We start from the raw sequence: 14,313 nt of genomic DNA, 5'->3' as shown, positions 1-14,313 counted from the left end.
GTTTTTACAATGCAGTCAAGGCAGCAATTAAACCGAAGATAAAGCCTGCAGCGTTGCAAACAGCGATGGGAATATCGCGTTCTTCTTTACATAATGCATAAATGACCCACAACAAACCATTTAGTAAGGCAGCCGTGGGTTGAATCGGGTTGCCTTTGAGACCATGTAAATTATTAATAATTTGTGGGATGTAAGATACGTACATTAAAATTGAAGCGACGGATGCAATCCAACCGAGAATCGGAATAAATTTGTTTGATTTCATTGCTCAACTTCCTTATTATTTTTCACAAGAATACTACATTATAAGAATGGATGTGTGAAAAAAGCAATATTGATTTCATAGAATTAACTATGCAATCCCTAGGCGTTGATCATTTTTTGAACAGTCACATTTACATTTGAACTTTGGGCAATCATGGAAATAACCGAAGAACCGGCCGCACCGGTTTGAATAATCGCTGACAGGTCATTTTCGGTAATTCCGCCGATAGCTACAATAGGTTTTACAGCGACTTGCACTAATTTTTTTAAACCAGACAATCTGATGACTTGGGCAGCATCGGCTTTTGACTGTGTGGGATAAATGGGACCACAACCGTAATAAGCAATTTGAGGAATTGAGTTGGCCGCTAAAATTTCGGCAGTCTTGGAACAAGATAGACCAATAAACATAGAATCTTGAACTTGGTCTACAACTTGCTGGATATTTTGATCAGTTTGACCAACATGAATACCCTCAGCGTGTACTTGTTGAGCTAGTCTGACATCATCATCTATGATCAAAGGAACTTGATAATCTTGGCAAAGTTGATGCAATTGTTGGGCCATTTTGAGACGTTGATCAGCATTTAATTGTGAATTCGCCCCCTTGTCACGAAATTGAAATGCAGTGATACCAGCTTTTAGAGCTTGTTCGACAAGACTTAGCAAATTAGTGTTTGGTAATAAATCTTGGGTACCACAGATGAAGTATGCTTTGAGTATTTGAGGATTAAATTTTATCATCATGACAACTCCTGACCGGCCCAGTGATTCAAAGGTCCATGACCATGACCAACTTGAATGGTTTGCGCAATTGCTTGTGAAATATAATTTTTCGCGATTTGCAGTGCCTGAATGATACTGTGTCCCTTAGCCAATTCGGCAGTAATACAGGCTGACAATGTATCACCGGTGCCATGAGTCCTTTTAGTGTCAATTCTCGGTGCACTGAGCCACTGTTCGTGACCATTTGCCAAAAGAACATAGTCTTGCACTTTTTCGCCTACTTTATGGCCACCTTTGATTACAATATTTTTGGCACCCATTTGCTGCATCATTTGCGCAGCACGTTTAAAATCAGATGGTGTATCAATGGTTTGGCCCACAATTTTTTCAGCTTCTAGCAAATTTGGCGTTAAAATGGTGGCTAAAGGAAAGAGTTCTGTAATCATGGTTTTAATAGCATCTTCTTCTAATAAAATGGCTCCACCTTTGGCAACCATGACAGGGTCGACAGTCAACGGTCCAAAATCGTATTGACGGAGATTATTGGCAACTGCTAAAACGTGTTCCTTGTCGCCAAGCATGCCTGTTTTGCAAGCTTTAATTTGAAAATCCGCCGCAAGACTAGCACATTGAGCATTAATCATATCAATGGGTAACATCAAAGATTTTTGCACGCCCAAAGTATTTTGCGCGGTTACGGCGACGACAACAGCGGTTCCAAAGACATGGCGAGCTTCCATAGTTTTGAGATCAGCCATGATACCAGCACCGCCACCCGAATCGGTTCCAGCTAAAGTTAACGTCTGTGGAAAACTATTCACATTTGTCATCAGTTTCAACCTCCCGATAACGGGCAATTTTGGTTATCTGTTCAATAGTGGTGAATTGTAATTGATCTAAGAGTCGCATAATAAAAGTGCCAGATCCCATCTTTTTTTCTTGGCTGGCAGTTAGTTCACCGATACAAGCAAAAACTAATGCTGCAACGGCGGCAGCTTGAAAATCATCTCCATCAGCAACGGCTAAAAAGGCAGCGACAATACTTGACAACATGTCACCAGAACCAACATGTGTGGCAAACAAGGGTGTACCGTTAGAGACTTTGGTGACACGTTGTCCATCTGTGATAATATCAGTGGCACCACTTAGCAAAATAGTACAATGGAATTTTTGCGCGGCGACTTGTGCGATTTTGGTTAAATCACTAGATCCACCACCAGCATCAATTCCGTGAGCTTGCCAATCAAAACCTGCCAAGGCAGCAATTTCACCCGCATTACCGCGAATGACGTTGACTTGAAATTGGTTTAATAATTCTAAGGCTACCTGCTTGCGATAAGTAATCGCTGCGACGGCGACGGGATCTAATACAACTGGTTTATGGGCTTGGTTGGCCTGTTTTCCCATGGCACGCAAATGGGTAATTTGGGCTTGGGTAAAGGCACCTAAATTTAGAGCTACTGCATTGCAGATTTTGACCATTTCATCAGTTTCAGCAATTTCTTCTGACATAATTGGCGATGCCCCCAAAGCGTTTAAGCCGTTGGCAACATCTTGTACAGTGACAAAGTTAGATAGATTTAAAATTACAGGATTAACTTCCCGTAATTTATTCAATAAAGATAATTTCATTAGCGTTTCCTCTCCAAAACTCGATTTTATGCGAGGAAATTTCAATTAACGTCCCTACGCAAGTGCTAACTTACAGGTTCAAAGGGTTCAAAAAATTGTCTCAGCCAGATAGGTACCCCTCGCATAACTTCATCATAGCAAACTTTCATTCAAAATGTTAGCGCTTTAAATGGAAAGAATAGAATTTTAAAATAGAAAATTCATAATTTTGCTTTAAAATTATCTGATAGGCAGTACTTTTATTGTTTTAAATGGTTATAATTGAGTTTCTTTAAAAACTAATCAGCATTCAGAAAGGGTGATTTGGATGCGATACTGTCCACAGTGTGGCGCCAAAATAAATAGTAAAGCAAAAAAATGTCCAATTTGCGGTTATCAGTTTGGTCAATCAGCATCACGAAATGTTAATCAAATTGATGAGCAAGCTCCACAAAAATATTCGCGATCACAGAAATATCATCACTCAACGGGCAAGCCAGCGCTCAATTTTGCAAAATGGCTCAAAGATAACCCGTTAGTTTTAATTTTAGCGATTATTTTTGTTATTTTGACGTATTTTTATGTAGGTAAAGTTGTTAGTTTTCTAGCAGCGTTGGTATTAATTTTTGGTGGGTATTGGCATGCTAACCATCGTCAAACTAATTTGGATACTAAAATTAAACGAGCTTTTGGACATGCTCAACAGCCGATTCAAAATAATTTGCGGCCTTTAAAAACTAATAAAACTTTACCTCAGCAATATCAACAACCAGATTTAACACAACCGGTCCCAATACAAGCAAATCCTCAAATCGTGGAAGTTTCGCAGGCCAAACTGACAAGTGGTTCAGGCCCAAAAGCTTCACGATCATGGCTATTGCTGATCGTAGCTGCTATTTTGTTGTCCAGTAGTTATTGGCCTGGATTTTTTAGTGCCAATCCACTCACGATTTTATTAGGGACGAACGCCACGGCTAATCCATCGCTCGCCCAAACTGTTCAGCAAGCATTATCATTATTAAATTATTATTTTCATTTACAATTGAATCCTGCTTTAAGTTTATGGATTATTGCTATAGGTCCTTTGTCGGTTCTTTTTGGCGCGCTAATGCCAAATCATTTTGGTAAAAAGTTAGCTAATTGGGGAGCTTCTTTGAGTGTGATTTTTTATCTTGGTGGCGTTGCCATTTTGCATTTGATCTTTAGTTCTATTTCTAATGTTGAACTTCAGATTCCCTTTGCCGTGGGCACTACGGGCCATTTGATTTTGGGAATTAGTATCTTGCTATGGATTTTAACGTTGTGGGATGGTCATCAATTCAAACAAAAATATGTTCGTTATTGAGCAAGTGTTGAGATATGGTATGATATTGTTGAATTGATAGTTGTTTGAGCAATTATGTGAGGCGATGATTAGTGAAAATATTAGTTGTTGACGATGATCAAGATATTGTAGAGTTATTGAGTATTTATTTAAAAAATGAGGGTTATCAGTCTATTATTGCCAATACAGGTGAAGAGGCCTTAATGCAGTTAAAAAACAATTCGGATGTGGCCTTGATGATCTTAGATATCATGATGCCTGGTATGTCAGGGATTGATGTCATCAAAACATTACGCGAGGATTCACAAATTCCGATTATTGTGGTTTCCGCTAAGACAAGTGACTTGGACAAAATTCAAGGTTTAGTAACTGGAGCTGATGATTATGTTGCAAAACCATTTAATCCACTGGAGGTAATGGCTCGCGTGAAGTCTTTATTGCGCCGCAGCAATAGTCGTGATCCGGAACTAGACAAATTAGAAGTTGGACCGTTAACGATCGATAAAACTTCACATGAAGTAGTTACAGATGCGGGCATTCAAGTCCAGTTGACGGCTTTAGAGTTTGGCATTTTATATTTATTAGCGAGCCATCCGAATCGGGTATTTTCAGCCGACGAAATTTTTGAACGAGTTTGGAAGCAGGAAAATGTCGTTTCCGCTAAAACAGTAATGGTCCATGTGAGTCATTTACGCGATAAAATTGAAGAAGCTGCAAATGGTGAACAAGTCATCAAAACTGTTTGGGGTGTGGGCTACAAAGTGGAGGCCTAAAAATGAGACGCAAGGGATGGATTTGGCGCCTCATTTTAGTGATTAGCGGTATTCTTTTGTTACTGTTGGGGAGTCAATTTTTTTTATTTTGGTTTCAATTGATTCCTTATTCTAATGGATTAGTTTTGCTCTTTATAGTTCTAGACCTTGGTTTGGGGGCGCTGATTGGATATCAAGATTTTTTGCACCAGCAGTTAAAGCAAACCCGCCAAGTATTTCAAACAGTGTTGTTGTCCGCACCAACGGCTCAGTCAATAACAACTAAACAAGTGGTCATTCCGGAGTTGAAGTGTCTGGTTCAACAAATGAATGATATGATTCAGGCAACGCAAATATCTATGCAGCAGCAAGAACGTATGGAGCGTAGTAAAGATGAATTGATTACTAATGTTAGTCATGATTTGCGTACGCCGTTAACTTCCATTATCGGTTTTTTAGGTTTGATTGAGCAAAATCCACAACAGAATGTGGAGAATGTTCAAAAATATGTGCATATTGCTTATCAAAAATCCTTACAACTTCGATCATTGGTTAATGACTTATTTGAATATGTACGAGCTAATAATTCACAGACAAAATTGAATCTGCAAGAATTTGATATGATCCAAATGTTGGAGCAAATTGATGCAGATTTTGAATTAGAAGCCAAAAAGCAAGGTATTAAAATAGAAGTAGTCAGTGATCGTCAGCAGATTATGATGCGTGCAGACAGTCAAAAATTAGGTCGAGTATTTAATAATTTAGTCAGTAATGCTTTGAAGTATGGGCAAGGTGCTGATCATATTTGGCTGAAGGCACAGGAACAAAATCAACAAGTGATTTTACAAGTGGCTAATAATGGGCAACCGATTCGTGTATGTGATCAGGAGCATTTGTTTGATCGATTTTATCGTGTTGATCAATCTCGTTCTAGTAAAACGGGTGGTACTGGTTTAGGTTTAGCAATTGCTAAAAGTTTGGTTCAGCTGCAACAAGGTGCCATTGAAGTGATTTCTGATCCGCAACTAACTTGTTTTAAAATTGTTTTACCCAAAAATTTAGCTAATGAAGGAGATAAAGCATGACGTTAATTTTAAATGGTTGTATTTTATTGTTGCAGGAGCATCAACTACTGGAGTATGCAGACATTGTTTTTGATAATGAAATTACTTCAGTAACTTATGATTCAAGGCAAGCCACTAAGGACGGCATGTTTTTTTGCAAAGGTACACATTTCGAGGAGAAGTATCTACGTCAGGCACAAGCCAATGGGGCAACGACCTATGTTTCAGAAATTGCTTATCCTGAGATTAAGGGCATGAATGCATTAATTGTCAATGATGTGCAAAAAGCGATGGCGTTGTTAGGGGCAGCTTTTTATAATTATCCTCAAAATGATTTATTTATCATAGCTTTTACGGGAACTAAGGGTAAAACGACTTCATCTTATTTTACGCACAGTGTTTTGCAAAATTATTCTAATAAAAAGACAGCCTTGTTTTCTACGGTAGACCGGATCTTGGGACCTAATCCTGATCAAAAATTTAAATCTAATTTAACAACGCCAGAATCTTTGGATTTATTTCATGATATGCGTGAAGCTGTGAATAGTGGTATGAAATATTTGGTAATGGAAGTGTCATCACAAGCCTATAAGCGTAATCGTGTTTATGGTTTGAAGTATGATGTGGGTTTTTTCTTGAATTTGACACCCGATCATATCGGACCGAATGAGCATCCCAATTTGGCAGATTATTTGCATTGTAAGCTACAGTTGTTGGTGAATGCTAAACGTTGTGTCATTAATGCGGATACAGCATATTTTGAAGAAGTTTATCAAGCTGCTAAGGCAACTACACAACCTGAGAATATTTACCTTTTCGCCCACGCAGGTGGCAACGATCAGCATGCAGATTTTGTTTATCAAAATCAAGAAAGTACTTTATCAGAAAATGAATTTTGTTTGAAAGCACAAACCAAAAAAGCAATGAACCTCAAAATAGCGGGTCAGTATCAATTGAGTTTGATCGGTGATTTTAATGAAGCTAACGCGACTGCAGCGATTGTCGGTGCAGGTCTGGCGGGAGCATCGTACGAGTTGGCCAAAACTTCGATTTGTGATGTGACGATTCCCGGGCGGATGGAATCTTTAAAAACCAAAGATCACGGAACTATTTATGTAGATTATGCACATAATTACGGCAGTATGTCAGTCTTATTGGGCTTTTTGAAAAAGAAGTATCCGCATTCTAAAATTATTGTTGTGGTTGGTAGTACTGGCGATAAAGGAGTCTCACGACGTGCAGGTTTCGCTAAAGCGTTGAATGAAAATGCTGATGTAACTTATTTGACGACTGATGATCCAGGTTTTGAAGATCCCAAGCAAATTTGTCAAGAAATTGATGCAAAAATTGATCATAATAGGGTACTAGTCAAGACGATTCTAGATCGGCAAGAAGCCATTAAAATTGCGATTTTGCACAGTCGTGCTCAGGATATTGTTGTTTTGGCTGGTAAAGGTGAAGATGGTTATCAAAAAATCAAGGGTCGAGATATTGCTTATCCTAATGATTTAAAGGTGGCCCAACAAGTAATCGCAGAGATTGAGGCATAAATCAGTGAAAGATTTTTTTACAGTGATCGGTGGCATGGGCACGGCGGCAACTGAAAGTTTTATTCGTTTACTAAATCAACGTACCCCAGCGCAAAATGATCAAGATTTTTTAAATTATATTTTGGTAAATCATGCGAGTGTACCAGATCGGACAAATTATATTTTGGATCATCAACGACCTAGTTTTTATCCTGATTTGTTAGAGGATATTCAGCAGCAGAGTTTTTTGAATCCGGCTTTTATGGTAATTATTTGTAATACAGCTCATTTCTTTTATGATCAATTACAGCGACAAACTACAGTTCCGTTGTTGCATATGCCTAGAGTTGCAGTAGCAAGATTAAAGCAAAAGTATCCACACGTCAAAAAAGTAGGCTTAATCGCTACACAAGGAACTTTAAAAGATGAAGTTTACACTAATGAATTACAAAGGCAAGGTTTGAGTTATACTTTAGGCGATCAGAAGTTGCAAGATGATGTTATGTCTTTAATTTATAACCATATTAAGCAAAAAGACGAAGTTGATGCTTCATTGTATCATCAGATTTTACAGCGCATGTATGACGAATTTGGTGCACAAGCAATTATTTTAGGGTGTACAGAATTGTCTTTAGCGCAAGAAAAGGCTCCGGAACATTCTTATCCAGTGATTGATGCACAAAGCATTATGGTCGACACTTGTGTTACTTTAGGTCAAAAATTGCGTCATGGTCAAGCAATTAAGATTCAACATGGTCTTATAGTGAATAGCTAAAATTGCCTTGGAATTATCGTAACTATAATATATAATTAACAAGCTTAAATATTAATGGAATCATTAGATGAATGATGCTTTGGTATTTTGTGCTAAAAATTATTAAAGACTTTGAGGTTAATTTGATTAATGAAGAATTTAGATTCCAATAAACCGTTGTTACAACGCAATCAAAAAGTTTCAATGCAAACGCAACATCAAATGAGTAGTCATCGATTTTTAAAAGTTTTTGCGTTAATAATGATTATGGCTTTTTTTGTCGTTGGTGCTTATGGCTTTCGGATTTATTCACAGGCTAGTAATGCCTTGGGGCACGCTTATAAGCCTACAAGTAATTTACATCCTTCTAAAGCAATTGCTCAGCGTAAGCCGGTAACGATTTTGTTATTAGGTGTAGATACTGGTGGTGAAGGTCGTGATGATCGTGGTAATTCAGATACGATGATTGTGGCTACGATTAATCCTAAGACTAAGAAAACCGTATTAATGAGTATTCCTCGAGATACGTTGACGCAAATTTATGGGGTAAAAAATAATAAGCATATTATTCAAAAGATCAATTCGGCCTATAATTTAGGAGAATCAGAAGCTGCGGTTAAAACAGTTCAAAAACTAGTTAATATTAAAGTGGATAATTATATTACGTTAGACTTTCATTCTTTGCCCAAAATTGTTGATGCTGTGGGTGGTGTGGAAGTGAATGCGCCGTTTGCTTTCAGTTATGATGGTAGTAGTTTTCACAAGGGTAAGCAGGTAATTAATGGGAAGCAGAGCTTATCGTATGCTCGGATGCGTTACGAGGATCCAGACGGTGATTATGGACGACAAATGCGTCAGCGCCAAGTTATTACGGGTATTGTTAAAAAAGCTACTTCTTTGAGTACTTTGCCTAACTTGCAAAAAGTATTAAATAGTATTTCTAATTCGATGAGTACCAATCTATCTTTGGATGATATTACGGCGTTGGTACAATACTATCGTGGTGCATCTAAAAATATAGATTCAGATCATTTGCAAGGAATGGGAACTTTAATTGACAATGTTTCGTATGAAGTAGCTCCCACTAAAGAATTGCAACGTGTATCGAATAAATTGCGAACTAGTGTCGGTGAAAATAAAGAAGAATTGAGTAATACAGAAACAAGACAAAATTACTATAATAAAACACGTAATAATTTTAATTTCAATTCTAAAGCTAATCAAAATTATGTAATTTACGATACCAATTTGTCGGATGAATATTTAATTGATAAATAAAAAAATGCCTATCGATCCCAGTCGGTAGGCATTTTCAAAATAAAAATCAAAAAAGATGCAAAAAGGGGTTGCAAAAGAAGAAAAAAGTTGATAATATATTTTCTGTTGTCAATGAGTCATGTTCGTCACTGCTAAATGATTTAAAAAAGCAGTTGACAAGCTCATGATAAGATGATAAACTAAACAAGCGGCATAATCAAGTGCTGTGAGCAAAAAAGTAGATCTTTGAAAACTGAACAAAGTTTCTTTTTAACCAAAGTGCTGGGTTCGCAAGAACCCGTCAATAAAAGCAATAAATAAAGAAGACAAAGAACGTTAGAGTTCAGAGTCTGAGTCACAAACTAAAAATGAGAGTTTGATCCTGGCTCAGGACGAACGCTGGCGGCGTGCCTAATACATGCAAGTCGAGCGAGCGGAACTAACAGAATACCTTCGGGTAGGAAGATAAGGAAGCGAGCGGCGGATGGGTGAGTAACACGTAGGTAACCTGCCCTTCAGTGGGGGATAACAATTGGAAACAGTTGCTAATACCGCATAAGCCTTCTAATCACATGATTGGGAGTTAAAAGACGGTTTCGGCTGTCACTGAAGGATGGACCTGCGGCGTATTAGCTAGTTGGTAAGGTAACGGCTTACCAAGGCAATGATACGTAGCCGACCTGAGAGGGTAAACGGCCACATTGGGACTGAGACACGGCCCAAACTCCTACGGGAGGCAGCAGTAGGGAATCTTCCACAATGGACGAAAGTCTGATGGAGCAACGCCGCGTGGATGAAGAAGGTTTTCGGATCGTAAAATCCTGTTGTTGAAGAAGAACGTATTTGAGAGTAACTGCTCAGATAGTGACGGTATTCAACCAGAAAGTCACGGCTAACTACGTGCCAGCAGCCGCGGTAATACGTAGGTGGCAAGCGTTGTCCGGATTTATTGGGCGTAAAGGGAGCGCAGGCGGTTTTTTAAGTCTGAATGTGAAAGCCCTCAGCTTAACTGAGGAATTGCATCGGAAACTGGAGAACTTGAGTGCAGAAGAGGAGAGTGGAACTCCATGTGTAGCGGTGAAATGCGTAGATATATGGAAGAACACCAGTGGCGAAGGCGGCTCTCTGGTCTGTAACTGACGCTGAGGCTCGAAAGCATGGGTAGCGAACAGGATTAGATACCCTGGTAGTCCATGCCGTAAACGATGAGTGCTAAGTGTTGGGAGGTTTCCGCCTCTCAGTGCTGTAGCTAACGCAATAAGCACTCCGCCTGGGGAGTACGACCGCAAGGTTGAAACTCAAAGGAATTGACGGGGGCCCGCACAAGCGGTGGAGCATGTGGTTTAATTCGAAGCAACGCGAAGAACCTTACCAGGTCTTGACATCTCCTGCAAGTTGTAGAGATACAAGGTTCCCTTCGGGGACAGGAAGACAGGTGGTGCATGGTTGTCGTCAGCTCGTGTCGTGAGATGTTGGGTTAAGTCCCGCAACGAGCGCAACCCTTGTTACTAGTTGCCAGCATTAAGTTGGGCACTCTAGTGAGACTGCCGGTGACAAACCGGAGGAAGGTGGGGACGACGTCAAATCATCATGCCCCTTATGACCTGGGCTACACACGTGCTACAATGGATGGTACAACGAGAAGCAAACTCGTGAGGGCAAGCAGAACTCTAAAAACCATTCTCAGTTCGGATTGCAGGCTGCAACTCGCCTGCATGAAGTTGGAATCGCTAGTAATCGTGAATCAGCATGCCACGGTGAATACGTTCTCGGGCCTTGTACACACCGCCCGTCACACCATGAGAGTTTGTAACACCCAAAGCCGGTGGGGTAACCTTTATAGGAGCTAACCGTCTAAGGTGGGACAAATGATTAGGGTGAAGTCGTAACAAGGTAGCCGTAGGAGAACCTGCGGCTGGATCACCTCCTTTCTAAGGAAAATAACGGAAAGCACTTTGTAGAAACTTTGTTTAGTTTTGAGAGGTCTACTCTCAAACATTAGTACTTTGAAAACTGAATATTAAGAGAAAAGACACCGAGAAACGAAGAAGAATTAAGAAATAGGTTAAGATAATAAGGGCGCACGGTGGATGCCTAGGTACTAGGAGCCGAAGAAGGACGCAACGAACAGCGAAATGCTCCGGGGAGTTGTAAGTAAACGAAGATCCGGAGATATCCGAATGGGGGAACCCGGCTAAGATAAAGCTTAGTCACACTTGGTCGAAAGATGAAGTGGGGAAGACGTGGTGAACTGAAACATCTAAGTAGCCACAGGAAGAGAAAGAAAAATCGATTTCCGTAGTAGCGGCGAGCGAAGTGGAAAGAGCCCAAACCAAAGAGCATGCTTTTTGGGGTTGTAGGACTGCGAAGTGAGATAGTGGAAGATAGTCGAATCAGTTGGGAAACTGAGCTAGAGAGAGTGAAAGCCTCGTAGACGAAATCAGAAGCGCTCTAGCAGGATCCTGAGTACGGCGGGGCACGTGAAACCCCGTCGGAATCCGGGAGGACCATCTCCCAAGGCTAAATACTCCCTAGTGACCGATAGAGAACAAGTACCGTGAGGGAAAGGTGAAAAGCACCCCGGAAGGGGAGTGAAATAGATCCTGAAACCGTGTGCCTACAAGTAGTCAGAGCTCGTTAAAGAGTGATGGCGTGCCTTTTGTAGAATGAACCGGCGAGTTACGTTTGCGTGCGAGGTTAAGTTGAGAAGACGGAGCCGAAGCGAAAGCGAGTCTGAATAGGGCGAGTAAGTACGTAGATGTAGACCCGAAACCAAGTGACCTACCCATGTCCAGGTTGAAGGTGCGGTAAAACGCACTGGAGGACCGAACCCACGTAAGTTGAAAATTGCGGGGATGAGGTGTGGGTAGCGGTGAAATTCCAAACGAACTTGGAGATAGCTGGTTCTCTCCGAAATAGCTTTAGGGCTAGCCTCAGGGAGAGGATCTTGGAGGTAGAGCACTGTTTGAACTAGGGGCCCGTCATGGGTTACTGAATTCAGACAAACTCCGAATGCCAAAGATCTATACCTGGGAGTCAGACGGTGAGTGATAAGATCCATCGTCGAAAGGGGAACAGCCCAGATCACCAGTTAAGGTCCCAAAATCCATACTAAGTGGAAAAGGAAGTGGAACTGCTTAGACAACTAGGATGTTGGCTTAGAAGCAGCAACTCATTTAAAGAGTGCGTAATAGCTCACTAGTCGAGTGGTTCTGCGCCGAAAATGTACCGGGGCTAAGTATGGTACCAAAACTGTGGGTGTTCATGTAAAAATGAATGCGATAGGAGAGCGTTGTAAGCACGAAGAAGCCAGATCGAGAGGACTGGTGGAGAGCTTAGAAGTGAGAATGCCGGTATGAGTAGCGCGAGATCAGTGAGAATCTGATCCACCGGAAGACTAAGGTTTCCTGGGGAAGGCTCGTCCGCCCAGGGTTAGTCGGGACCTAAGATGAGGCCGAGAGGCGTAATCGATGGAAAACAGGTTGAGATTCCTGTACTGTTCTGTATTGTTTGAGCAATGGAGGGACGCAGGAGATGAATCGTGAGCATGCAGCTGGAAAAGCATGTCTAAACATTAAGTTTGGTTGTGAGTCAAATGCTTGTAACTAAGAATGAGATGTGATGGGGAGCGAAATTAAAGTAGCGAAGCACGATAGTCACACTGCCGAGAAAAGCTTCTAGTTAGATACAGAATACCCGTACCGCAAACCGACACAGGTAGTCAAGGAGAGAATCCTAAGGTGAGCGAGAGAACTATCGTTAAGGAACTCGGCAAAATAGCCCCGTAACTTCGGGAGAAGGGGTGCTGGTATAAGAGCCAGCCGCAGTGAAAAGGCCCAAACAACTGTTTATCAAAAACACAGGTCTCTGCAAAATCGTAAGATGACGTATAGGGGCTGACGCCTGCCCGGTGCTGGAAGGTTAAGAGGATGAGTTAGACTTCGGTCGAAGCCCAGAATTGAAGCCCCAGTAAACGGCGGCCGTAACTATAACGGTCCTAAGGTAGCGAAATTCCTTGTCGGGTAAGTTCCGACCCGCACGAAAGGCGTAATGATTTGGGCACTGTCTCAACGATAGACTCGGTGAAATTATAATACCCGTGAAGATGCAGGTTACCCGCGACAGGACGGAAAGACCCCATGGAGCTTTACTGTAGCTTGATATTGAGTTTTTGTGTAACATGTACAGGATAGGTAGGAGCCGAAGAGCTCGGTACGCTAGTATCGAAGGAGGCAATGGTGGGATACTACCCTTGTTATATGAGGACTCTAACCCGCGCCGTTGAAGCACGGCGGGAGACAGTGTCAGGTGGGCAGTTTGACTGGGGCGGTCGCCTCCTAAACAGTAACGGAGGCGCCCAAAGGTTCCCTCAGAATGGTTGGAAATCATTCGTAGAGTGTAAAGGTAGAAGGGAGCTTGACTGCGAGACAGACAAGTCGAGCAGGGACGAAAGTCGGGCTTAATGATCCGGTGGCACCGTATGGAAGGGCCATCGCTCAACGGACAAAAGCTACCCTGGGGATAACAGGCTTATCTCCCCCAAGAGTTCACATCGACGGGGAGGTTTGGCACCTCGATGTCGGCTCATCGCATCCTGGGGCTGTAGTCGGTCCCAAGGGTTGGGCTGTTCGCCCATTAAAGCGGTACGCGAGCTGGGTTCAGAACGTCGTGAGACAGTTCGGTCCCTATCCGTCGCGGGCGTAGGAAATTTGAGAGGATCTGTCCTTAGTACGAGAGGACCGGGATGGACATACCGCTGGTGTACCAGTTGTCTTGCCAAAGGCACAGCTGGGTAGCTATGTATGGAAGGGATAAACGCTGAAAGCATCTAAGTGTGAAACCCACCTCAAGATGAGATTTCCCATTCAGGAATGAAGTAAGACCCCTCAAAGAAGATGAGGTAGATAGGTTGCGAGTGGAAGTGTAGTGATATATGGAGCTGAGCAATACTAATCGGTCGAGGGCTTAACCAAAGGTGTAAGTAACTTAATATTCAGTTTTGAGAGGACTAAGGTTCTTTCAAGCGAAAAGG

At 41.5% G+C, this 14,313-nt stretch carries 10 protein-coding genes and 2 rRNA genes; 8 read left to right on the top strand and 4 right to left on the bottom strand.

Annotated elements, in window-relative coordinates:
* Positions 1-4: 4 nt before the first annotated feature.
* The 4 genes from MOO45_RS07635 to thiM all read right to left on the bottom strand — a co-directional run bounded on the left by MOO45_RS07635 (position 5) and on the right by thiM (position 2,622).
* On the bottom strand, positions 5-265 hold the full coding sequence (locus MOO45_RS07635; protein ID WP_249514317.1) for an SWEET family sugar transporter: 261 nt from the start codon (positions 263-265) through the stop codon (positions 5-7).
* Between the two features lie 98 nt (positions 266-363).
* Positions 364-1,011, bottom strand: coding sequence for a thiamine phosphate synthase (gene thiE, locus MOO45_RS07630; protein WP_249514316.1), 648 nt, complete (start codon positions 1,009-1,011; stop codon positions 364-366).
* Entirely contained in the window at positions 1,008-1,811 is an 804-nt protein-coding gene (gene thiD / locus MOO45_RS07625; RefSeq protein ID WP_249515193.1) for a bifunctional hydroxymethylpyrimidine kinase/phosphomethylpyrimidine kinase, read from the bottom strand. Before thiD ends, thiE begins: the two co-directional genes overlap by 4 nt.
* Positions 1,804-2,622 (bottom strand): hydroxyethylthiazole kinase, encoded by an 819-nt coding sequence (gene thiM, locus MOO45_RS07620; RefSeq protein WP_249514315.1) that lies wholly within the window; start codon positions 2,620-2,622, stop codon positions 1,804-1,806. The genes thiD and thiM overlap by 8 nt, the downstream gene beginning before the upstream one ends.
* Before the next feature lie 307 nt (positions 2,623-2,929).
* Between thiM and MOO45_RS07615 the strand changes: the two genes are divergently transcribed.
* The 8 genes from MOO45_RS07615 to MOO45_RS07580 all read left to right on the top strand — a co-directional run bounded on the left by MOO45_RS07615 (position 2,930) and on the right by MOO45_RS07580 (position 14,254).
* The gene (locus MOO45_RS07615) at positions 2,930-3,946 is read left to right on the top strand and encodes a zinc ribbon domain-containing protein (protein ID WP_249514314.1); all 1,017 of its coding nucleotides are present in this window, start codon (positions 2,930-2,932) and stop codon (positions 3,944-3,946) included.
* A 71-nt stretch (positions 3,947-4,017) separates the two neighbouring features.
* On the top strand, positions 4,018-4,698 hold the full coding sequence (locus MOO45_RS07610) for a response regulator transcription factor (RefSeq protein ID WP_249514313.1): 681 nt from the start codon (positions 4,018-4,020) through the stop codon (positions 4,696-4,698).
* A gap of 2 nt (positions 4,699-4,700) precedes the next feature.
* Entirely contained in the window at positions 4,701-5,762 is a 1,062-nt protein-coding gene (locus tag MOO45_RS07605; RefSeq protein ID WP_249514312.1) for a sensor histidine kinase, read from the top strand.
* Complete coding sequence (locus MOO45_RS07600; protein WP_249514311.1) at positions 5,759-7,291, top strand: UDP-N-acetylmuramoyl-L-alanyl-D-glutamate--2,6-diaminopimelate ligase; 1,533 nt, start codon at positions 5,759-5,761, stop codon at positions 7,289-7,291. Before MOO45_RS07605 ends, MOO45_RS07600 begins: the two co-directional genes overlap by 4 nt.
* 4 nt (positions 7,292-7,295) lie before the next feature.
* Positions 7,296-8,045: an aspartate/glutamate racemase family protein gene (locus MOO45_RS07595; RefSeq protein ID WP_249514310.1), complete on the top strand. Its 750-nt coding sequence runs from the start codon at positions 7,296-7,298 to the stop codon at positions 8,043-8,045.
* Positions 8,046-8,174: 129 nt separating this feature from the next.
* Positions 8,175-9,302 (top strand): LCP family glycopolymer transferase, encoded by a 1,128-nt coding sequence (locus MOO45_RS07590; RefSeq protein ID WP_249514309.1) that lies wholly within the window; start codon positions 8,175-8,177, stop codon positions 9,300-9,302.
* Between the two features lie 343 nt (positions 9,303-9,645).
* Positions 9,646-11,212 (top strand): 16S ribosomal RNA (locus tag MOO45_RS07585).
* 132 nt (positions 11,213-11,344) lie between these two features.
* A 23S ribosomal RNA gene (locus tag MOO45_RS07580) occupies positions 11,345-14,254 on the top strand.
* Together the 16S and 23S rRNA genes form the textbook arrangement of a ribosomal RNA operon.
* The last annotated feature ends 59 nt before the right edge of the window (positions 14,255-14,313 follow it).

Origin of the sequence: Bombilactobacillus folatiphilus, assembly GCF_023380265.1 — a bacterium.
In the GTDB taxonomy this organism is placed as follows: domain Bacteria; phylum Bacillota; class Bacilli; order Lactobacillales; family Lactobacillaceae; genus Bombilactobacillus; species Bombilactobacillus folatiphilus.
Note: the sequence above shows the minus strand (reverse complement) of the source record. Positions and strands in the feature narration are given on the sequence as shown.